General features: G+C 59.2%; 21 protein-coding genes. 11 read left to right on the forward strand and 10 right to left on the reverse strand.

What is annotated here, in order from left to right:
* Nucleotides 1–118 precede the first annotated feature (118 nt).
* Together ACZZ0B_RS03910 and ACZZ0B_RS03915 are read right to left on the reverse strand one after the other, a co-directional pair.
* On the reverse strand, nucleotides 119–1,543 hold the full coding sequence (locus tag ACZZ0B_RS03910) for an MFS transporter (RefSeq protein ID WP_463544406.1): 1,425 nt from the start codon (nucleotides 1,541–1,543) through the stop codon (nucleotides 119–121).
* A gap of 125 nt (nucleotides 1,544–1,668) precedes the next feature.
* The gene (locus ACZZ0B_RS03915; protein WP_463544407.1) at nucleotides 1,669–2,109 is read right to left on the reverse strand and encodes a PACE efflux transporter; all 441 of its coding nucleotides are present in this window, start codon (nucleotides 2,107–2,109) and stop codon (nucleotides 1,669–1,671) included.
* Between the two features lie 122 nt (nucleotides 2,110–2,231).
* On the opposite strand from ACZZ0B_RS03915, the gene ACZZ0B_RS03920 reads away from it, so the two are divergent.
* Complete coding sequence (locus ACZZ0B_RS03920; protein WP_463544408.1) at nucleotides 2,232–3,110, forward strand: LysR family transcriptional regulator; 879 nt, start codon at nucleotides 2,232–2,234, stop codon at nucleotides 3,108–3,110.
* 738 nt (nucleotides 3,111–3,848) lie between these two features.
* On the opposite strand, the gene gntR is transcribed toward ACZZ0B_RS03920, so the two are convergent.
* A complete protein-coding gene (gntR, locus tag ACZZ0B_RS03925; RefSeq protein WP_008082021.1) occupies nucleotides 3,849–4,880 on the reverse strand; it encodes an HTH-type transcriptional regulator GntR in 1,032 nt (343 codons plus the stop codon).
* A 215-nt stretch (nucleotides 4,881–5,095) separates the two neighbouring features.
* Here gntR and ACZZ0B_RS03930 point away from each other — a divergent pair, with 215 nt between their 5' ends.
* Complete coding sequence (locus ACZZ0B_RS03930) at nucleotides 5,096–5,629, forward strand: gluconokinase (protein ID WP_007917804.1); 534 nt, start codon at nucleotides 5,096–5,098, stop codon at nucleotides 5,627–5,629.
* A gap of 82 nt (nucleotides 5,630–5,711) precedes the next feature.
* The gene (locus ACZZ0B_RS03935; RefSeq protein ID WP_463544409.1) at nucleotides 5,712–7,067 is read left to right on the forward strand and encodes a GntP family permease; all 1,356 of its coding nucleotides are present in this window, start codon (nucleotides 5,712–5,714) and stop codon (nucleotides 7,065–7,067) included.
* A gap of 171 nt (nucleotides 7,068–7,238) precedes the next feature.
* On the opposite strand, the gene alaC is transcribed toward ACZZ0B_RS03935, so the two are convergent.
* Nucleotides 7,239–8,447 carry an alanine transaminase gene (gene alaC / locus ACZZ0B_RS03940; RefSeq protein WP_008082017.1) on the reverse strand — a complete coding sequence of 403 codons (1,209 nt, stop codon included), beginning with the start codon at nucleotides 8,445–8,447 and terminating at the stop codon, nucleotides 7,239–7,241.
* A gap of 139 nt (nucleotides 8,448–8,586) precedes the next feature.
* Between alaC and ACZZ0B_RS03945 the strand changes: the two genes are divergently transcribed.
* The 3 genes from ACZZ0B_RS03945 (at nucleotide 8,587) to ACZZ0B_RS03955 (ending at nucleotide 10,612) form a co-directional block, all read left to right on the forward strand.
* Nucleotides 8,587–9,249 (forward strand): LysE family translocator, encoded by a 663-nt coding sequence (locus ACZZ0B_RS03945; protein ID WP_463544410.1) that lies wholly within the window; start codon nucleotides 8,587–8,589, stop codon nucleotides 9,247–9,249.
* Between the two features lie 68 nt (nucleotides 9,250–9,317).
* The gene (locus tag ACZZ0B_RS03950; RefSeq protein WP_463544411.1) at nucleotides 9,318–9,815 is read left to right on the forward strand and encodes a GyrI-like domain-containing protein; all 498 of its coding nucleotides are present in this window, start codon (nucleotides 9,318–9,320) and stop codon (nucleotides 9,813–9,815) included.
* A 308-nt stretch (nucleotides 9,816–10,123) separates the two neighbouring features.
* A complete protein-coding gene (locus ACZZ0B_RS03955; protein WP_463544412.1) occupies nucleotides 10,124–10,612 on the forward strand; it encodes a GNAT family N-acetyltransferase in 489 nt (162 codons plus the stop codon).
* 136 nt (nucleotides 10,613–10,748) lie between these two features.
* On the opposite strand, the gene ACZZ0B_RS03960 is transcribed toward ACZZ0B_RS03955, so the two are convergent.
* Both ACZZ0B_RS03960 and ACZZ0B_RS03965 read right to left on the reverse strand, forming a co-directional pair.
* Nucleotides 10,749–11,354 carry a pyridoxamine 5'-phosphate oxidase family protein gene (locus ACZZ0B_RS03960; RefSeq protein ID WP_463544413.1) on the reverse strand — a complete coding sequence of 202 codons (606 nt, stop codon included), beginning with the start codon at nucleotides 11,352–11,354 and terminating at the stop codon, nucleotides 10,749–10,751.
* Nucleotides 11,355–11,372: 18 nt separating this feature from the next.
* The gene (locus ACZZ0B_RS03965; protein WP_463544414.1) at nucleotides 11,373–11,858 is read right to left on the reverse strand and encodes a GNAT family N-acetyltransferase; all 486 of its coding nucleotides are present in this window, start codon (nucleotides 11,856–11,858) and stop codon (nucleotides 11,373–11,375) included.
* A gap of 141 nt (nucleotides 11,859–11,999) precedes the next feature.
* Between ACZZ0B_RS03965 and ACZZ0B_RS03970 the strand changes: the two genes are divergently transcribed.
* From ACZZ0B_RS03970 to ACZZ0B_RS03980, 3 genes are read left to right on the forward strand one after another with little or no spacing between them, the layout of a single operon-like run.
* On the forward strand, nucleotides 12,000–12,425 hold the full coding sequence (locus tag ACZZ0B_RS03970) for a YybH family protein (RefSeq protein WP_158834545.1): 426 nt from the start codon (nucleotides 12,000–12,002) through the stop codon (nucleotides 12,423–12,425).
* A gap of 40 nt (nucleotides 12,426–12,465) precedes the next feature.
* A complete protein-coding gene (locus tag ACZZ0B_RS03975) occupies nucleotides 12,466–12,810 on the forward strand; it encodes a YciI family protein (RefSeq protein WP_008081988.1) in 345 nt (114 codons plus the stop codon).
* The gene (locus ACZZ0B_RS03980) at nucleotides 12,803–14,041 is read left to right on the forward strand and encodes an RNA polymerase sigma factor (RefSeq protein WP_463544415.1); all 1,239 of its coding nucleotides are present in this window, start codon (nucleotides 12,803–12,805) and stop codon (nucleotides 14,039–14,041) included. The genes ACZZ0B_RS03975 and ACZZ0B_RS03980 overlap by 8 nt, the downstream gene beginning before the upstream one ends.
* A 170-nt stretch (nucleotides 14,042–14,211) precedes the next feature.
* Here ACZZ0B_RS03980 and ACZZ0B_RS03985 read toward each other — a convergent pair whose 3' ends face one another.
* Entirely contained in the window at nucleotides 14,212–15,066 is an 855-nt protein-coding gene (locus ACZZ0B_RS03985; RefSeq protein ID WP_008081984.1) for a LysR family transcriptional regulator, read from the reverse strand.
* 88 nt (nucleotides 15,067–15,154) lie between these two features.
* On the opposite strand from ACZZ0B_RS03985, the gene ACZZ0B_RS03990 reads away from it, so the two are divergent.
* Nucleotides 15,155–15,592, forward strand: coding sequence for a multidrug/biocide efflux PACE transporter (locus ACZZ0B_RS03990; RefSeq protein WP_463544416.1), 438 nt, complete (start codon nucleotides 15,155–15,157; stop codon nucleotides 15,590–15,592).
* Between the two features lie 115 nt (nucleotides 15,593–15,707).
* On the opposite strand, the gene ACZZ0B_RS03995 is transcribed toward ACZZ0B_RS03990, so the two are convergent.
* A complete protein-coding gene (locus ACZZ0B_RS03995) occupies nucleotides 15,708–16,466 on the reverse strand; it encodes an SDR family NAD(P)-dependent oxidoreductase (protein WP_008084909.1) in 759 nt (252 codons plus the stop codon).
* Nucleotides 16,467–16,588: 122 nt separating this feature from the next.
* Here ACZZ0B_RS03995 and ACZZ0B_RS04000 point away from each other — a divergent pair, with 122 nt between their 5' ends.
* On the forward strand, nucleotides 16,589–17,485 hold the full coding sequence (locus ACZZ0B_RS04000; RefSeq protein ID WP_463544417.1) for a LysR family transcriptional regulator: 897 nt from the start codon (nucleotides 16,589–16,591) through the stop codon (nucleotides 17,483–17,485).
* A gap of 107 nt (nucleotides 17,486–17,592) precedes the next feature.
* Here ACZZ0B_RS04000 and ACZZ0B_RS04005 read toward each other — a convergent pair whose 3' ends face one another.
* Nucleotides 17,593–19,206, reverse strand: a complete 1,614-nt coding sequence (locus ACZZ0B_RS04005; RefSeq protein WP_008084905.1) for an inorganic phosphate transporter — start codon at nucleotides 19,204–19,206, stop codon at nucleotides 17,593–17,595.
* Between the two features lie 226 nt (nucleotides 19,207–19,432).
* Nucleotides 19,433–20,455, reverse strand: coding sequence for a transporter (locus ACZZ0B_RS04010; RefSeq protein WP_008084903.1), 1,023 nt, complete (start codon nucleotides 20,453–20,455; stop codon nucleotides 19,433–19,435).
* Nucleotides 20,456–20,539 lie beyond the last annotated feature (84 nt).

Genomic DNA, 20,539 nt, shown 5'->3' on the forward strand with positions numbered 1-20,539 from the left:
TACCCAGCAAATACCATGCCCTTGGAATAAAACCTTTTACTTCAAGGGCTTGATCAGAGTGTTGGACGGGAGATCGGCCATCCCTTGCCGCCGGGTGGCAGGGGATCACCGCCAGGTTTCAACGATGGGCAATGTTTTCCAGCGCCAGATTGCGGGTGCGCGGGCCGAACCAGCCGATGGTCAGCATCACGATCAACATGCTGCTGGCAATGAACGCCAACACGCCCGGCGTGCCGAAGCTGTCGAGAAAAAAGCCGATCAACAGACTGCTGAACACCGTCGACAAGCGACTGAACGAATAGCAGAAGCCCACTGCCCGTGCGCGGATATTGGTCGGGAACAGTTCGCTCTGGTACGAGTGATAACTGAAGCTCAGCCACGCGTTGCAGAACGTGATCATCACGCCGCAGAAGATCAGCCCGAATGCGCTGGTCTGCAGCGCAAACAACGTACCGAAGGTCATTGCGCCGAGGGCGGAGCCGACGATCTGCCATTTGTTCTCGAAGCGATTGGCGAACTTCACGAACAGCAACGGCCCGAGCGGGTAGGCGAGGGTGATGATGAACGCATACATCAAGCTGTGCGTGACGCTGACCCCCTGACCGGAGAGCAACGCCGGCAACCAGTTGCCGAAACCGAAGAAACCGATGGCCTGGAAGATGTGGAAAACAATCAACATCAGTGCGCGACGGCGATAGGGTGGCTGCCAGATGTCGGCGAAACGACCCTTGCCTTCGACATCGACCGGCACGGTTTCAGGAGCGTCCAGCGGCTTGCCGTGATCCTTCGCGCATCGTGCCTCGATGTGGTCGAGAATCCGGTTGGCCTCATCAAAGCGCCCCTGCTGCGCCAGCCAGCGCGGCGATTCCGGCAGACGCTTGCGCAGCCACCAGATAAACAGCGCGAACACTGCGCTCGCCAGCACCACCCAACGCCAGCCGGACACGCCGAACGGCGCCTGCGGCACCAGCCACCACGACATCAGTGCCACCGCCGGCACCGAGAGAAACTGCACGAAAAACGCGAAGGCAAACGCCGAACTGCGCATGCGTTTGGGCACCAGTTCCGAGAGGTAGGCGTCGATGGTCACCAGTTCGATGCCCAAACCGATGCCGACCAGAAAACGCATGCCGATGATCCCCAGTGCGGAACTCTGAATGCCCATCAACACCGTCGCCACGGTGTACCAGACCAGCGCGAAGGTGAAGATCGCGCGACGACCGAAGCGATCCGCCAACGGGCTGAGCAGGCTGGCGCCGAGAAACAATCCCAGAAACGTCGCCGAGGCAAACGCCGCCTGATCGGAGAATCCGAACACGCCTTGATTGCCGGTGGCGAAGATCCCGTCACGGATCAGGCCGGGGCTGATGTAGGCCGTCTGGAACAGGTCGTAGAGTTCGAAAAATCCACCGATCGACAGCAGCGCCACCAACCGCCAGATCGTCGCGACGGCCGGGAGGCGGTCGATGCGGGCAGACACTTGGGCGGCGCGTATCGGGTCGATGCCGTCGCTTTGCGCGGCGGCGGAGGCATGTGCAGTCATGGGCAGGTCCATTTTTTATTGATGGAAAAGCTTAGCCTGCTATCGGAGTTTACGGATTGTGAATATCGGTGGTTTATCCGGATAAACCGCTGATTTCTCGCAATATCTGCTTACCAATTAACGATTTATGCCGCAGCCGCCGAATCGGGCAGCGCCGAGGCCGGCAAACCGAAAATCCGGTCAAACAGCCAGTTGAAGGCGAACGTGTAGCACGGGATGAAAATGATCAGCGCCAGATCCAGCAGAAACGCCTGCACCAGACTGATGTTCATCCACCAGGCGATCAACGGAATCAGGAACACGATCAAGGTCAATTGAAAACCGATGGCGTGGGCGATGCGGCGTTTGACCGTGCGCGTGCGCGAGACCTGACGGCTTTCCCAGCGCTCGAAGAGTGAGGTGTAAATAAAGTTCCAGGTTACGGCGATGGTGGTGATGATCACCGCCAACGGCCCGGTGCTGTCCGGGGAGGTGCCGGACAACAGCGCCAGGCCGAGGGCGGAGAAGGTCATGCCGATCACTTCGTAGAGCGACACGTAGACCAGTTTGCGTTTGACGCCTTGCATGCGGTTTTGCCTCTTTCTTGCCGTTTGTTGGCCAGTGGGACTGGCGAAGGCGACGAAAGATAGCTTCAATAGGGCTGACAGAAAAAGTCAGCTACTTTCAGTTTTGTTGATAGGTGTTCGGAGTGAATTTTAACAGCGACAGCATCGAGTTGTTTCTAGCCGTGATTGAACGCGGCTCGTTTTCTGCGGCGGCTCGTGCGTTGGGTCGAGTGCCTTCTGCCGTCAGCATGAGTATTGGCAACCTGGAAGCCGAACTCGGTTATCTGCTGTTCGACCGCAGCCACCGCGAGCCGCAACCCACGGCGATGGCGCTGGCACTGGTGCCGCATGCGCGGCTGATCGCCGAGCAACTCAAGCAACTGCAAGTGCACGCGGTGGAGCTGTCGCTGGGGCTGGAAAGCAAGTTGTCGATTGGCGTAGTCGCGGACATTGATCGGCGGCGTTTGCTGGCGGCGATCAAAGTGATCGCCGAGCGCCATCCTTTGCTCGATATCGAAGTGCTGACAGCGCCGCAGGATGACGTGCTGGCGATGCTGCACAGCGGCCGGGTCAGCGTGTGCCTGGCGTTCGCCGGGTTGAGCATGAACGTGCTGGAGCGTTTTCAGTTTGTCGGCAGCGAACGGATGATCGCCACGCTGGCGGCGGACAGCCCGTTATTGCAGGGGCAGGATTTGTTCCTCGAGGATCTGGTGCATGTGCGGCAGATCATCGTCGCCAGTCGCGACTTGCCGATCAGTGAGACGCGGCCGTTGGTGGCGCAGTCGTATTGGCGTACCGACAGCCTGGAAACGGCGATGGAAATGGTCGAGGCGGGATTGGGCTGGGGCAATTTTCCGTTGTCGGTGGTGCAGCCGCGACTGGACAACGGAAGGCTGAAACGCCTGAATTTCCGCAACATCGAAAACGGCCTGGTGATGCCGGTGCACGCGGTGTGGCTCAAGAGCCAGCCCTTACAGAAAGGCGCGCTGGCCCTTGTCGATTCATTGGGTAACCCCCTGTAGGAGCTGCCGAAGGCTGCGATCTTTTGATGTTGCTTTTAAAAGATCAGATCAAAAGATCGCAGCCTGCGGCAGCTCCTACCGGGATCGTGTTTCACCCCGGGATTTGTGCCCACCACAAAAACCTGTGGGAGTCATCGGGTAACCCCCTGTAGGAGCTGCCGAAGGCTGCGATCTTTTGATGTTGATTCTAAAAGATCAGATCAAAAGATCGCAGCCTGCGGCAGCTCCTACCGGGATCGTGTTTCACCCCGGGATTTGTGCCCACCACAAAAACCTGTGGGAGCCATTGGGTAACCCCCTGTAGGAGCTGCCGAAGGCTGCGATCTCTTGATGTTGCTTTTAAAAGATCAGATCAAAAGATCGCAGGCTGCGGCAGCTCCTACCGGGATCGTGTTTCACCCCGGGATTTGTGCCCACCACAAAAACCTGTGGGAGTCATTGGGTAACCCCCTGTAGGAGCTGCCGAAGGCTGCGATCTTTTGATGTTGCTTTTAAAAGATCAGATCAAAAGATCGCAGCCTGCGGCAGCTCCTACCGGGATCGTGTTTCACCCCGGGATTTGTGCCCACCACAAAAACCTGTGGGAGCCATTGGGTAACCCCCTGTAGGAGCTGCCGAAGGCTGCGATCTTTTGATGTTGCTTTTAAAAGATCAGATCAAAAGATCGCAGCCTGCGGCGGCTCCTACCGGGATCGTGTTTCACCCCGGGATTTGTGCCCACCACAGTGGTTTCAGGGGTCAGGTGCTTTCGCGGATTTTCAGTTCGAAGCCCATGTCTTCGACCGGCCGCGCGACATTGTTGCCGGCCATCAGCGTCAGCATTTGCTCCGCAGCACGTCGGCCAATCGCCTCGCGTGGGGTGTTGATACTGCTCAGGCGCGGGACCATGTGCTCGGACATCGGCAAGTCGTTGAAACCGAGAATTGCCACCTGCTCGGGAATCCTGATGCCGTTGCGCAACGCTTCGAGCAACGCCCCCTGCGCCAGGTCGTCGTTACCGAAGAAGATCGCATCGACATCCGGGTGTGCCGCCAACAGTTGCAGGAACAACTCGCCACCCAAACCCACGGACGACGAACGCGGCGTCAGCACTTCCAGATCCGGGTCATAACGCCCGGCCTTTTGCAGCGCCTTGCGGAAGCCCTCGCCACGCAGCAACGTGCGTTGATCGAGCTGCGCGCCGATATACGCCAAGCGCTTGCGCCCGCGTGAGAGCAAATGCTCGGCCGCCGTTTCACCTGCACTCAGTTGCGAGAAACCAACACAATTCACCCCGGCAGCACTGTCCAGTTCCATCATGTACACGCAGGGAATGTTGCTGGCCTCGATCATTCGCCGTGAACTTTCGGTGCGATCAAACCCGGTCAGCAAAAAACCTCGCGGCTGATAAGCCAGGTAGTTGCGCAGCAGGTTTTCTTCTTCATCGCGGGAATAGTGGAAGTTGCCGATCAACACTTCGAAGCCCTTGGGCGTCAGCACCCGATGAATGGCTTCCAGCGTATCGATGAACAACAGGTTGGACAGCGAAGGGACCAACACCACCACAGAATGGCTCTGCGCCGAGGCCAAGGCGCGGGCAGCAGGGTTGACCACATAGTTGAGTTCACTGGCGGCTTTTTGCACTTTTTCCACCAGTTCGGTGGCGACCGTGCTGACCCCACGCAAGGCGCGGGAGGCGGTAATCGGGCTGACGCCGGCCAGGCGGGCAACTTCATTGAGGGTGGGACGGCCGGTGGTGCGAGTGTTTTTATCGTTTTTAGGGGTGGTCATCGACGGCTTGCCAAACAAAAATCAAGGCACTAAGGTAGCGCTGTCCTGATGCAGCTGTAAATGCGTAAGCGAGGTCCTGCCTGATCTTCGCTTTTTGGCGTTGGGCGCAAACCTGCTGCAACCCAAAAAAACGACAAGAAGGCGTCGGCAACTTCTGCCTGTGCACTAGAGTCATAGCTAGCAAAGGTAGCGCTGTCTGCGCGCTGAGGTGTTATATGAGTCATCCCATCACCGCCCTGGTCATCATGGGCGTTGCCGGTTGCGGCAAGACGTGCGTCAGCGAGGCCCTGTGCCAATTGAGCGGCGCCACTGCCATTGAAGGCGATACTTTTCATCCGGCCGCGAACATCGAAAAGATGAGCGCGGGGATCCCCCTGAACGACGACGACCGTGCCGGCTGGCTCGACAGCCTGTGCGATGAACTGCGTCGCGTCGATGCGTCGGGCAAACGCCCGGTGCTGACCTGCTCGGCCCTTAAACACAGTTATCGCGAAGTGTTGCGCAGTGCCTTGCCGGGCCTGGGTTTCGTGTTTCTTGAATTGACCCCTGAAGTCGCCGCTGAACGTGTGTCCCACCGTCCGGGCCACTTCATGCCCGCCACGTTGATCGAAAGCCAGTTCGCCACGCTCGAATCGCCCAAGGGCGAACCACTGACGTTGGCGCTGAATGCTTCGATTCACAGTGTTGAAGAACTGGCGTCTCAGGCTCACGTCTGGTGGCAGGCCCACGGTCTGAAGCAGGCGGTATGAGTGTGTTGAAAGAGCTAGCGCAGTCCTCACGACTTCTGTTTAACCCGCTTTAATAACAACAACAATCCAGGAGACACCCCCAATGTTTGGCATGTCCCACGACGCCTACCTGCTGCTCGATGCAGTGGTCACGGTAATCGGCCTGATTATCCTGATCACCAAATTCAAGATTCACCCGTTTATTTCCCTGACCATCGCTGCCGCGTTCCTCGGCCTGACGTCGGGCATGCCGATCGGCACCATCATCAAAGCGTTCCAGGACGGCTTCGGTGGCGTGCTCGGTTTCGTCGGCATCATCCTCGCGCTGGGCACCATGCTCGGCAAAATGATGGCCGAGTCGGGCGGGGCGGATCAGATCGCCCAGACCTTGATCCGTGCATTCGGTAAAGACAAAGTCCAGTGGGCGATGATGTTTGCCGCGTTCCTGGTGGGCATTCCGCTGTTCTTCGAAATCGGTTTTGTTCTGCTGATTCCGTTGGTGTTCATCGTTGCGCGCCGCACCGGCGTGTCGATCATCAAGATCGGTATCCCGCTGCTCGCCGGTCTGTCCGCCGTGCACGGTCTGGTGCCACCGCACCCGGGCCCGTTGCTGGCTATCGGCGTGTTCGGCGCGGACATCGGCAAGACCATTCTTTATGGTCTGATCGTGGCGCTGCCAACCGCGATCATTGCCGGTCCGATTTTCGGTACGTTCATCGCCAAGCACATTCCGGGTCACCCGAATCAGGAACTGGTCGATCAACTGGCCCGCGAAAACGACGACTCGACCACGCTGCCGAGCTTCAGCATCACCCTGATCACCGTGCTGCTGCCGGTGTTCCTGATGCTGCTGAAAACCTTCGCTGACGTGGCGTTGCCGGACGGTCACTTCTTCCGCACCTGGATGGACATGATCGGTCACCCGATCTCGGCACTGTTGCTGGCGTTGCTGCTGTCGCTGTACACCTTCGGGCACAAACAAGGCATCGGTTCGCAACAGATGCTCAAGTGGCTGGACGCGAGCCTGGCGCCAACCGCCGCGATCATTTTGATCATCGGTGCCGGCGGTGGCTTCAAGCAGATGCTGGTGACCAGCGGTGTGGGCGACGTGATCGGCCACATGGCGGTCAGCGCGCAAATCTCGCCGATCCTGCTGGCGTGGCTGGTGGCGGCGGTGATTCGTATCGCGACCGGTTCGGCGACTGTGGCGACCATCACGGGCGCGGGCATTGTGGTGCCGGTGGTGGGGATGATTCCGGGCGTTAACCGTGAGCTGCTGGTACTCGCTACCGGCGCCGGTTCGCTGATCCTGTCGCACGTGAACGACGCCGGTTTCTGGCTGGTGAAGCAGTACTTCAACATGACCGTGGCCGAGACGTTCAAGACCTGGACGGCGATGGAAACGATCCTCTCGGTGGTTGCGTTGGGCTTCATCCTGCTGCTGTCGCTGTTCGTGTAAACAGCTTCTTGCAGACACAAAAAAACCGCAGCGATGCGGTTTTTTTGTGGGTGATCGTTCCCACGCTCTGCGTGGGAATGCCTCAATGGACGCTCTGCGTCCGCTTTGGGACGCGGAGCGTCCCGGGCTGCATTCCCACGCGGAGCGTGGGAACGATCAGAGGTGGGTCAGTTATTTGGTAACTAATCCATCGGCCCGGAACATGCCGCGAATCCCGCGCACAGCCTGGCGAATGCGGTCCTGGTTTTCGATCAGCGCGAAGCGCACGTGATCATCGCCGTACTCACCAAACCCCACCCCTGGCGAAACACAGACCTTGGCCTCGGCCAGCAGTTTCTTGGCGAATTCCAGCGAACCCAGATGCGCGTACTGCTCGGGGATCTTCGCCCAGACGTACATCGACGCCTTCGGATTTTCGACCATCCAGCCCAGTTCATGCAGGCCTTTGACCAACACGTTGCGACGCTGGCGATACTGCTCGGCGATGTCGCGCACGCACTGTTGATCGCCTTCCAGCGCCGCAATCGCCGCGACTTGCAGCGGGGTAAAGGTGCCGTAGTCGTGGTAGCTCTTGATCCGCGCGAGGGCGTTGACCAGTTCCGGATTACCGACCATGAAACCGATGCGCCAGCCCGCCATGTTGTAACTCTTGGACAAGGTGAAAAACTCCACCGCGATGTCCTTGGCGCCCGGCACCTGCATGATCGACGGCGCTTTCCAGCCGTCATAGACGATGTCGGCGTAGGCCAGATCGTGAATTACCAGCACGTCGTACTGCTTGGCGAGGGCGATCACCCGTTCGAAGAAATCCAGTTCCACGCACTGCGCAGTCGGGTTCGACGGGAAGCCGAGGATCATCATTTTCGGCTTCGGAATCGAGCCGCGAATTGCCCGTTCCAACTCATCGAAGAAGTCCACACCGGGCACCAGCGGCACCGAACGCACTTGGGCACCGGCAATCACCGCACCGTAGATGTGAATCGGATAGCTCGGGTTCGGCACCAATACGGTGTCGCCCTGATCCAGAGTCGCCAGCATCAAATGCGCCAGGCCTTCCTTGGAACCGATGGTGACAATGGCTTCGCTTTCCGGGTCGATATCGACTTCGTAGCGCTGCTTGTACCAGTTGGAAATCGCCCGGCGCAGGCGCGGAATGCCCTTGGATGTGGAGTAACCGTGGGTGTCGTCGCGTTGGGCAACCTGTACGAGTTTTTCGACAATGTGCGGCGGCGTGGCGCCGTCGGGGTTGCCCATGCTCAAGTCGATGATGTCTTCACCACGACGACGCGCGGCCATCTTCAGCTCGGCGGTGATGTTGAAAACGTAAGGGGGGAGTCGATCTATGCGCGCAAAGCGGCGCGGCGAACCTTGTTCAGCCATTGTTGCCTCGGATAACGTAAGCGCCCGGAACCGTCCGAGCGACGCTGGTCACTGCGGTGACCTGTGTCGGAAGATAAGGTCAGTGATGGCATACTGTCCAGCCCGTTTGTAAACAATTTTGTCCCAAGGAAATCGGTAGATGGAATTCACCAGCGGCTTTTTGCTGAGCCTTTCGCTGTGCCTGGATATCGGCGTGGCCAACATCGCGATGATCACATTGGCGATGCAGCGCGGTTACTTTCAAGGCTTCGCGCTGGGCCTCGGCACGTGCGTCGGCGACTTGATTTACGCGGTGCTGGCGCTGGCCGGGATGACGGTGCTGCTGCAATACGAAAGCGTGCGCTGGGTACTGTGGATCGGCGGCTCGGTGCTGCTGATCTACTTTGCGGCGAAGATGATTTACTCGGCGATCCATCACGAGGCGCAGTTGGCGGCCACGGCGGAAGTAGGGCAGAACTCTCATCGCAAGGAATTCTTTCGTGGGATTTTTCTCGCCATGTCGTCGCCGAGCGCGATTCTCTGGTTTGCAGCGGTCGGTGGCACCTTGATTGCTCGTTCCGGGGGCGGCGGCCCTTTGAGTTCGGCGTTGTTCCTTGGCGGTTTCCTCTGCGCAGGGCTGCTGTGGTCGGCCGGTTTGTGCTTCGCCGCGAGTCATGGCGGCAAGCTGCTCGGTGACAAGCTTCTGCGTTACTCCTACATGGCATCTGCAGCGATCTTCTGCTATTTCGCGGTGTACGTGATCGTATCTGGCTATAACGAATTCGTCGGTTCCGGTGCCGTCGAGCAGTTGCACACGTTGTAGGCGTGCGAATTGGATTGGGCTTTCTATACTCCCAGCCGAACCCCTTTTTTTGTGCCAGGAGTCGAGTCATGGATGAGCAAAAACGCGTCGAAGTGGCTGAACCTCGCTTCGAACATGGACACTTCCTGCTGATTGCAGGTTTTCGCGGTCGATTTACCCAAGACAGCGCAAAGGACATCCCGAAGCTGTGGGAAAAGTTCTTGCCGCACCTGGGAAAGATACCGGGGCAAAAAAACGAAGTGACCTACGGCGTCTGCAGTAACTTCGACGGTAAGGGTGGCTTCGATTACATCGCCGGGGTGGAAATCAGCAAGCTCGATGACCTCGACCAGAAGGTCTACCAGTGGGTCGAGGTGCTGCCCCGCCAGTACGCGGTGTTTGAACACCAGGGGCCGCTCGAGCAGTTGCCGCAAACCCTGCAATACATCTACAAGACCTGGTTGCCGACCTCTCACTACGTGGAGCTCAACGCCCCGGAACTGGAGCGTTACAGCGCCGATTTCAATCCGCGTCTGCACACCGGCAAACTGGAAATCTGTGTGCCGGTCGATTCCAAAAAAGCCTGAACAGACAACCATGAGGCGGATCATTGATCCGCCTCATACGATCAACGCTGTTTACGCCGTGTGCGCAGCAGGTCGATCGCCAGTGTGATGAACCCGAACGTACTGATGCCCAACACCATCAACAGACCAATCTCAACGCTGCTCATAAGTTGCCCCCAAGGGTGATCAGATACACACCTGAGAAATAGCCCGCCCCGAGCCCGAAGAAAAGCGCTTATACGCAAGCTTTACGCCGCCCGCACGGATCGATATGCCGCACTTATTCCTTTATCCTTTCGGCACTTTCTTCTGCTGATTTTCGAGCTGCCATGAACACCCTCATCCGCAACGTCACCGCCGCCGACCTGGATCGCTGCTACGCCATCGAAACCGTTGCCTACGAAGGCGACGAAGCGGCCACCCGCGAGAAGATCGCCACGCGTATTGCCACCTGGCCAGAAGGTTTTATCGTCGCTGAAGTGGACGGAGTGGTCGCCGGTTTTGTCAATTCCGGCGCAGCGTTTGACGTGCAGATGTCGGACGAGGCATTCAAGGAACTGATCGGCCATGACCCGAAAGGCCCGAACGTGGTGATCATGTCGGTGGTGGTACACCCGGATTATCAGGGGCAGGGTTTGGCCAAGCGCTTGATGGGCGAGTTCATCGAGCGTATGCGCGGGATGGATAAAGCGACGATTCATTTGATGTGCAAAGAAATACACATCCCGCTGTATGCCGGCTTTGGCTTCGCCTACATCAAACCGTCGGAGTCCGATCACGGCGGCATGGCGTGGCACGAGATGATCCTCACCCTCTGATTCAACCCCGATCCTGATCGTTCCCACGCTCTGCGTGGGAATGCCTCCTGTGACGCTCTGCGTCACGACTTTGGGACGCAGAGCGTCCCCGGCTGCATTCCCACGCAGAGCGTGGGAACGATCATTTACGGGGGTATCAGTAGAGGGTGTCGGTGACCCGTTTCGGCGCTTCGCGGTCGTAGGTTTCGGCATCGAATTCGCCGTCATTCAGGCGCTTGTGGAAGGCGCCGGCGCTTGGCAGGGCCGAGCGCGGCAGATGCGTTTCAGGATTCCACGCATCCGAGCGGACAAAGGCTTTCGAGCAATGAAAGAACGCCGCTTCCACCGTCACCAGCAACACGGTTTTCGCCGGTTTGCCATTCACCGCAAAACTCTCCAGCAGCGCCGGCTCAGCGCTGATCACCGCCGTGCCATTGACCTGCAACGTCTCGCCAATCCCCGGAATGATGAACAGCAGCGACACCCGCGAATCCTCCAAGACATTGCGCAGGGTATCGATGCGGTTGTTGCCCGGGCGGTCCGGCAGGGCCAGGGTGTTTTGATCAATGATCCGCACAAACCCCGGCGCATCCCCGCGTGGCGAATTATCCAGGCCATCGGCGCCCACCGAACTGACGATCACCAGCGGCGAAACCCGCACCATCGCCTGATAATCCTCGTTGAGAAAACCGATCTGCTTGCGCACCGCGCGGTCGTGGGGCAGTCCGTAAATCGCTTCCAGCGCTTCGATTGAGTCAATCATCCTTGCACCCCCGATAACTTAGAAAAACAGCCCCATGCGCCGTTCGTAACCGATCCGGCCCTTGTACGCTTCGCCGCTGTCGACGTAGCCATACTTTGCATACAGCGCGATGGCCGCGTCGTTATCGGCATCCACCGACAATTCCAGCCCCTTGATCTCCGGCCACGCCTGCCGCGCAACCTCGGGCAGCGCTTGCAAACATGCCTTGCCGTAACCCTTGCCTTGCGCGCGTCGATCGACCTGCAATGCATGCAACGTGGCGCTGTGTTCATCGGCCCAGGCTGGCAACACCGGCGGGCGCTTGAGCAGCAGAAACGCCACCGGCACCTCATCCGCCAGCAGCGCAAAACCCTTTACACCGGGGCCGGGTTTCGACAGCAGTGTGTGCAAGGCACCGTGGATATCGCCGGAGAACTTGATCTGTTCGGCGTGGATTTCAATCGCCTCGACTTGTTCACGCTGCAAGGCGTTGAGACTGTCGTACGGCACGAGTTGGGCTGACACGGGAATTTCCTTTTTCCTACAAAGACGAGCCTCGGATTCTAGCGATTTTGTCTTCGGTGGAAATTTTTTGTTTCGTCTGTCGATCTGCCGATCCACCAAGCGACTAAGGGTGTCTTCACAACAAAAACCACGGAGAACACCATGAGCGCACAAGCTGAAATCCAGACCCTGATCAATACCTACCGCGAAGCCGTCATGACCAAGGACGTGGAGAAAGTCATGGCGTTGTACGCCGACGACATCGTCTCGTTCGACGCAATCAAGGCCCTGCAATTCAAGGGCAAACCGGCCTACCGCGCGCATTGGGTGGCATGCATGGAAATGTGCCCCGGCCCGCACATTTTCGAGTTCCACGAAATTGCCATCGAAAGCGCTGACAACATCGCCTTCGCCCATTGGGTGGCCAACTGCGGTGGCACCAACGACAAAGGCGAAACCCAGAGCTGCTGGATGCGCGTCACTGCGTGCTATCGGCAGGTCGGCGGGGCCTGGAAAATCGCCCATGAACACTGGTCGGCGCCGTTCGATCCGATGAGCGGCGCGACCCTATTTGATGTGACTCCCTGATCTTCAGCCATAGTTGAACCGTCCGCTTCAGGAGAACGCCATGAAGTATTTATGCCTGGTCTACAGCGATGAGCGCCTGCTGCATTCATCGCCCGACAGCCCGGAAGACGCCGAATGCTGGGCCTACGCCGAGTCGATTCAGGGCAGCGGGCGAATGGTCGCCGCCGAGGCGCTCGAATCGGTACAGACCGCCACCACGGTGCGTATGCGCAACGGCAAACTGTCGATCACCGATGGCCCGTTCGCTGAAACCAAGGAGCAACTGGCCGGTTTCTACCTGATCGACGCCAAGGATCTCAACGAAGCCATTCAGGTCGCCGGCAACATTCCGGCGGCGCGGGTCGGCAGCGTTGAAGTGCGCCCGGTGCGGCAGTTGAATGTCTGAGGTTCGGGCGCGGGTCGAGCAGGTCTATCGCGAAGACTCGCGGCGGATTCTGGCGACGCTGATTCGTCTGCTCGGTGATTTCGACCTCGCCGAAGAAGCCTTGCACGAGGCGTTCTTCGTCGCGGTCGAACGCTGGCAGCGCGATGGCGTGCCGGACAATCCGCGCACCTGGCTGGTCTCGACCGGGCGTTTCAAGGCGATTGATGTGTTGCGCCGCCGTGCCCGCTTCAAAGCTTCGCAGCCAATGTTATTGGCGCAACTGGAAGAACTCGAACAGGCCGACTGGAGTGGCGAAGACGTGGAAGACGATCGTCTGCGGCTGATCTTCACCTGCTGCCACCCGGCGCTGGCGGCGGATGCGCAAGTGCCGCTGACCTTGCGCGAAGTCTGCGACCTGACCACCGAAGAAATCGCTCGTGCGTTTCTCTCCGCGCCAGCGGCGATAGCGCAACGTATCGTGCGCGCGAAAGCCAAGATTCGTGACGCGAAAATCCCTTATCAAGTACCGAGCCTGAGCGAATTGCCCGAGCGCCTCGACAGCGTCTTGCGGGTGATTTATCTGGTGTTCAACGAAGGCTATTCGGCGTCGGTCGGGGCGGAGCTGACCCGCGAGGATTTGACGCGTGAGGCGATACGGCTGGGGCGGTTGTTGATGGAGCTGCTGCCGGAACCGGAAGTGATGGGGCTGCTGGCGATGATGCTGTTGCATGAATCGCGACGATCGGCGCGGACTTCGCCGGACGGTGAACTGGTGTTGCTGGATGATCAGGATCGCTCGCGCTGGGATGCCGGGTTGATTGCTGAAGGCTGTGCGCTGGTCGAGCGCGCGCTGACCACGCGGCGGTTTGGGCCGTATTGTTTGCAAGCGGCGATTGCGGCGGTGCATGCCGAGGCGCCGTCAGCGGCAGAAACCGACTGGGAACAGATCGTCGGCTTGTATGACGTGCTGTTGCGCGCGGTGCCTTCGCCGGTGATCGAGTTGAACCGTGCCGTGGCGGTGGCCAAGCGCGATGGGGCGTTGGCGGGGTTGAATCTGATCGAAGGAATTTTGGCGCGGGGCGAGTTGCAGGATTACCACTTGGCGCATTCGGCGCGGGCGGAGTTTTGTCGGCAGTTGGGTCGGGTGGAGGAGGCGCGTTCAGCCTACCTTCGCGCCCTTGAACTGACCCGGCAAGAACCCGAAAGACGCTTCATCGAAGCACGCCTGAATCAGTTATCCACCCCCCTGTAGGAGCTGCCGAAGGCTGCGATCTTTTGACCCTGTTAAGCGAGATCAAAAGATCTCAGCCTCGTTTCACTCGACAGCTCCTACAGGACGGAGTTTTCGCTATCAGGCCTGCTGACGGGGGGCGGCCATGACGAGGGACCTGTAGGAGCTGCCGGAGGCTGCGATCTTTTGATCTACTCCAGCATCTTGCTCAACAACCAGCTCCCCGCCGGCCCCGGCGGATACAGCCGCGACCACAAAGCATCAACAAACACCGGCTTGGGCCAGCCACGCACCTTCAGTTCAACTAACAAATCATTGCCAAACCGCTGCGCCAGCCAACGCGGTAACGGCGCCCAGCCAAAGCCTTTTTCAGCCATTTCCAGCAACATCAGATAACTCGGTGCCGACCACACCCGGCCTTTGCCACGGCTGTCATACGGATTGACGATGGTTGCCAAGCGCAACTCCCGATGCTGTTCCAGGATGTGCTGATCAACGTGATCAAGCTTGGCCAGCGCATGGTCGCGATTGACGAACAAGGCGATTTCCGTGCGCTCGGCCACCGTCGACGTCACCAGATCCGGCGGGTAGTGCTCCTGCATTTCAGCGAAAGCCAGATGCGCGCGGCCGCGCTGCACCAGTTCGATCAGGTCTTCACATTCGGCAATCAAACACTCCAGTTCCAGATCCGGATAGCGCTGTTCGAAACCTGCCAACGCCGCTTCGAATCGGTACGACTGATAGGTATCGGAAATCGCCACGGTCAGTTTCGGTTCAACGCCTTGCGACAACTGCCGCGCGGTCATTTCCAGGCGACTGCTGGCCGCCAGAATCGCTTCCGCCCGTTGCAGCATCACGTGCCCGGCCGGGGTCAGCGTCGGTTTGCGGCTGCTGCGATCGAACAGCACCAGGTCCAGATCAATCTCCATGCTTGCCACCGCCGCGCTGATGGTCGACTGACTGCGCCCCAATTTACGCGCCGCCGCCGAAAACGAACCTTGCGTGGCCGCCTGGACAAACGCCAACAGCACTTCCTGCGAGATCATCAACTATCGCCTTGATCGATGGTTATTGGTTATGAAGTATCGATGTGAGGATAGATCATGGCAACCATCTTCACTAAGGAGTCAGACCATGACTACCAATAAGTCCATCACTGAACGTATTTTCCAGGCCGTTGGTTTCGAACTGCTGGCCATTCTGATCTGCACCCCGCTGCTGGCGTGGATCATGCAAAAACCGATGCTTGAAATGGGCGCGGTGACGGTGTTGATCGCGCTGCTGGCGCTAGGCTGGAACGTGGTGTTCAACCGTTACTTCGATCGCGTTCTTGCACGCATGGATATCGCCCATAGCGCTTGGGTGCGGGTGGTGCACGCCTTGCTGTTCGAGGGTGGTTTGATCGTAATGGGCGTGCCGCTGATTGCCTGGTGGCTGTCGGTCAGCCTGTGGCAGGCGTTTTTGCTCGACATCGGCGTGCTGCTATTCTTCCTGCCGTACACCTATGTTTATCACTGGGCGTACGACGTGCTGCGCGAACGCTTCATGACCCGCCGCGTCTGCCAGAACTGACCCATCCCCTGTAGGAGCTGCCGCAGGCTGCGATCTTTTGATCTTGCCCTTATAAAGCAAGATCAAAAGATCGCAGCTTTTGGCAGCTCCTACAGGGGGAGGTGTGTGCGGTGAGTTAGAGGAACATGCCGCCGGAGGCTTCAACCCGCTGGCCATTGATCCACTGCGCACCCGGCGACAGCAACAACGCCAATGCCCCGCCAATGTCATCCGGCTGGCCGGCACGACCCAGCGCGGTGTTGTCGGCAACCATCGCATTCACCGCCGCATTGTCGCGAACGGTACCGCCACCGAAGTCGGTTTCAATCGCACCGGGCGCCAGGGTATTCACGGCAATCTGCCGTGCGCCCAGTTCTTTCGCCTGATAACGGGTCAGCACTTCAATCGCACCTTTCATCGCCGCATAAGCACTGGCGCCCGGGATGGTGAAACGCGCGAGGCCGCTGGAAATGTTGATGATCCGGCCGCCATCGTTAATCAGCGGCAACAGTTGTTGAGTCAGGAAGAACGGCCCTTTGAGATGCACGTTCATCAGCATGTCGAATTGCTCGGCGCTGGTCTCGGCGAAGCTCACATGCAGACCGACCCCGGCATTGTTGATCAGGAAATCAAAACGCTGACGCTCGAAGGTCTGCTGCAACGCCTGCTCAACCCGAGTACCGAACTCGGCAAAACTTTCGCTGCGGCCAACGTCCAGTTGCAACATCATGGCTTTGGCGCCGAGTGCTTGCAGTTCGCTTACCAGCGCCTGCGCTTCATCGGCGCGGCTGTGGTAAGTGCCGATGATGTCGATGCCTTGGGCAGCCAAGTGCAGGGCGGCGTTCTTACCCAGGCCACGACTGGCGCCAGTGATCAATGCGATTTTGCGGTTCATGGGACTACCTCGATTGCGGTGAGTGGTGGTGATGGTACTCAGTTTATTTATCCGCTGAGAGGTGATAAACAGACTGAAATCGGAATCACTGATCGGCTAATCCGAACAATCAAAGGCCCGCCATGAACAAACTGGAACTGCTGCGCACCTTCGTGCGGGTCAGCGAACTGTCGAGTTTCACCCTCGCCGGGGAAAATCTCGGGCTGCCGCGCTCCACCGTGTCCGAGCATGTGCAAGCGCTGGAAGCGTTGCTCGGCACGCGCCTGCTGCAACGCACCACGCGCAAGGTGCAGGCGACGCAGGACGGTCTGGTGTTGTACGAACGCAGCAAAGACCTGCTCTCGCACATGGACGAGATCGAAGGCTTGTTTCGTCAGGACGAAGCGTCGCTGACCGGGCGCATTCGTGTCGACCTGCCGAACATTCTCGCGCGGCGTCTGGTCATGCCGAGCCTGCCGCAATTCATGGATCGCCATCCGAACCTCGAACTGGAAATCAGCAGCACCGACCGCCGCGTCGACCTGCTCAGCGAGGGCTTTGATTGCGTGGTGCGCATTGGCGCGCAGCCGGATCAATCGGTGGTCGCCCGCCATTTGGGCGATTTCCCGATGGTCAATTGCGCGAGCCCTGCATACCTCGCGCGCTATGGCGTGCCGCAAACGCTGGAGGATCTCGCGCAGCATCGGCTGGTGCATTACGTCGGCGTGCTGGGTTCGCGTTCGGAAGGGTTTGTGTACGAGGAGGGCGGGCAGGTGAAGCGCTTGCCGATGGCCGGCAGCGTGACGGTCAACAGCACTGACGCTTATGAGTCGGCGTGCCTGGGCGGGTTTGGTCTGACGCAAGTGCCGCGCACCGGGTTGCAGCCGCATCTGGACAATGGCGAGCTGGTGACGGTGTTGCCGCAATTCACCGCGCCGGCGATGGGTATTTCATTGCTCTATGCCAGGCAGCGACATTTACCTCTGCGAGTACGGGTATTCATGGACTGGCTCGGCGATCTGATTCGCTCCGCCCTCTAACCAATATCCCACATCCAACTGTAGGAGCTGCCGCAGGCTGCGATCTTTTGATCTTTAAAAACAGGATCAATAGATCGCAGCCTGCGGCAGCGCCTACAGGGGAATCATCAGAAGATTTGGGTGAACAGCCAATAGAGGCTGCCCGACAGCAGAATCGCGGCGGGCAATGTCAGTACCCACGCCATCAGCAGATTGCGGATGGTCCTCATCTGCAAGCCGCCGCCATTGGCGACCATGGTCCCGGCCACACCGGACGACAACACATGCGTCGTCGACACCGGCAAGCCGAACATGTCCGCCGCACCAATGGTCAGCATCGCCACGGTTTCCGCCGAGGCTCCTTGCGCATACGTCAGGTGGGTCTTGCCGATCTTCTCGCCGACCGTCACCACAATCCGCTTCCAGCCAACCATGGTGCCCAACCCCAGCGCGATGGCCACGGCGATCTTCACCCACAGCGGAATAAACCGCGTGGCGTTGTCGATCTGTTGCTTGAACAGTTGCAGCTTGCTGCTGGTGTCGGCGTCAAAATTGCCGACCTTGTTCTTGTCCATCAGGCGAATGCTTTCGCTGGCCAGGTACATGTCATTACGCACGTTGCCCATGGCTTCGGCCGGGACTTTCGCCAGCGAACCGTAGCCCCTGACTTCTTCGCCGATGTGCCCGGTGAGGGCGGCGAGGGCGGGAATCAGTTGCGGCGTGGCGTCCTTGCTGCGCACGTAGTCGGAGAGCACTGCGCGCGGATCGGCCGGCGTCGGCAGCGGTGCACTTTTCACCAGCGCTTGCTGGGTGACTTGCGCCACGGCGGCGAATTGCAGCGATTGTTCTTCCGGCATGGTGCGGTTCAGCGCGTAGGCCATCGGCAGCGTGCCGACCAGAATCAACATGATCAGGCCCATGCCTTTCTGCCCGTCGTTGGAGCCGTGAGCGAAGGACACGCCGGTGCAGGTCAAGATCAACAAACCGCGAATCCACCACGGCGGCGGGGTGTTGCCTTCCGGCGCCTTGTACAGCGAGCGATTTTTCACGAACGCGCGTAACGCCAGCAGCAACAGCGCGGCGCAACCGAAACCCACCAGCGGCGACAGCAGCAACGCGTAACCGATCTTGGTCGCCTGCGCCCAATCGACACCGCTGGTGCCGTCGCGGCCATGCATCAAGGCATTGGCCACACCGACGCCGATGATCGAGCCGATCAGCGTGTGTGAAGACGACGCCGGCAAACCCAGCCACCAGGTGCCGAGGTTCCACAGGATCGCGGCGATCAACAGGGCGAAGATCATCGCGAACCCGGCAGACGATCCGACTTGCAGAATCAGCTCCACCGGCAGCAACGCGATGATGCCGAACGCCACCGCGCCGCTCGACAGCAGCACACCGAGGAAGTTGAAAAAACCCGACCAGACTACGGCGACGTTCGGCGGCAGCGAGTGCGTATAAATCACGGTTGCGACGGCATTGGCGGTGTCGTGGAAACCGTTGACGAACTCAAAGCCCAGTGCAATCAGCAGCGCCACGCCGAGCAGCAGGAACGGCGTCCACGTGGTGACCACCGTGCCGAGTTCGTGCATGTCGTGCATCAGGCTGTAGGCGGTGAACAGCATCCCCATTGCCAGCACGGCGAAAAAAATCACGTAGGTGAACGGCCCGGTCTTCTTGTCGAGTGCCGGCCGGCCGCTGGCGGCGGAGGCCGAGCTGGCGGTCAGGGAGGGAGTAGCCATGGGAGGACAATCCTGAGCGAGGGAAGGAGTGTCGCCCATGATCATTGCAGAATGTTACAGAGAGACTGCGACAGATCAGTGTTTGGATGAATAGCGCAACCGTCGGTCTTCTGCTCGTTCCCACGCTCCGCGTGGGAATGCCGCCCGGGACGCTCCGCGTCCCTGTGACGCAGAGCGTCACTTGATGCATTCCCACGCAGAGCGTGGGAACGAGCGTGTGGAGACGTCAGTAGTCGCCTCTTTTACGGAAGGCCCAACGCCCGGCAATCACGGTAAACGTCGCCACCAGCGCGACCAGTATCCAGAACCCTTCCGGATCCTGCGACAACGGCACGCCGCCGACATTCATGCCGAAAAAACCGGCAATGATGTTGATCGGCAACGCTAGGACTGTCACCACCGTCAAAGTAAACAGCGTGCGGTTGCTTTGTTCGTTGAGGTTGGCGGCGATCTCTTCCTGGAGCAATTTGATCCGCTCACCCAACGCCGTGAGGTCGTTGATGATCAGCGCAAACTCCTCGGTGGACTTGCGCAACTCCTTGACGTCCTCCTTCTGCAACCACGGCGGCGGGCGATTGAGCAGACGCAGCAACGAGCCCGGCTCCAGCGCCAGCAACCGTTGCAAGCGTACCAACACCCGGCGGTTGGCACCGAGTTCGGCGCGGTTGGTCGACAGCCGTGAGGAGAGCAATTCGTCCTCGACCTGGTCAACGCTCAGGCTGGTCTTGCGCACGATCTGCGTGAGCACTTCACCCTGATCACGGAGCAGATGCACCAGCAGTTCCGACGGTGAACGAAAGCGCTCCCCGGCCTTCACCGACGAGCGCAATTTGTCCACCGAATGCAGCGGTTGCAAGCGCGCACTGACGATCAGTTTGCTGCGCACACAGACCCACAGCGTCGACACGTCGGAGGAGACCATGCTGCTGAGGTTGAACACCACATCGTTGACCACCGCCAGCAACGCCGAGTCGACGTGTTCGATGCGCGTCGAACGCGAACCTTCGTGCAGTGCTTCGAAAAATTCTTCGGGCAATTGCAGATGACTTTTCATCCAGCGTTCACAGGCGGCGTGAGCCAGGTTCAGATGCAGCCAGAGAAATTCGCCACTGTCATTGTCGTCCTGCAAACAGCGCAACGCCGTCGCCGAATCGACTTCGCGGCCACGTTCGCCGGGCAGGAAACGAAAGCCGTAGAGCAGGCCAAACAGATCAGGATCGCGATGGCTGATATCGAGGCTGTGGTTCATGAAGGCTCGCTGCGAAGAGGGCGGCTGGCGCGGGAATTTCAGGTTCACCTGAGCGGCATCATCGCAATGTCACATGACGTTTGT

The organism is Pseudomonas sp. AC247, assembly GCF_979258015.1.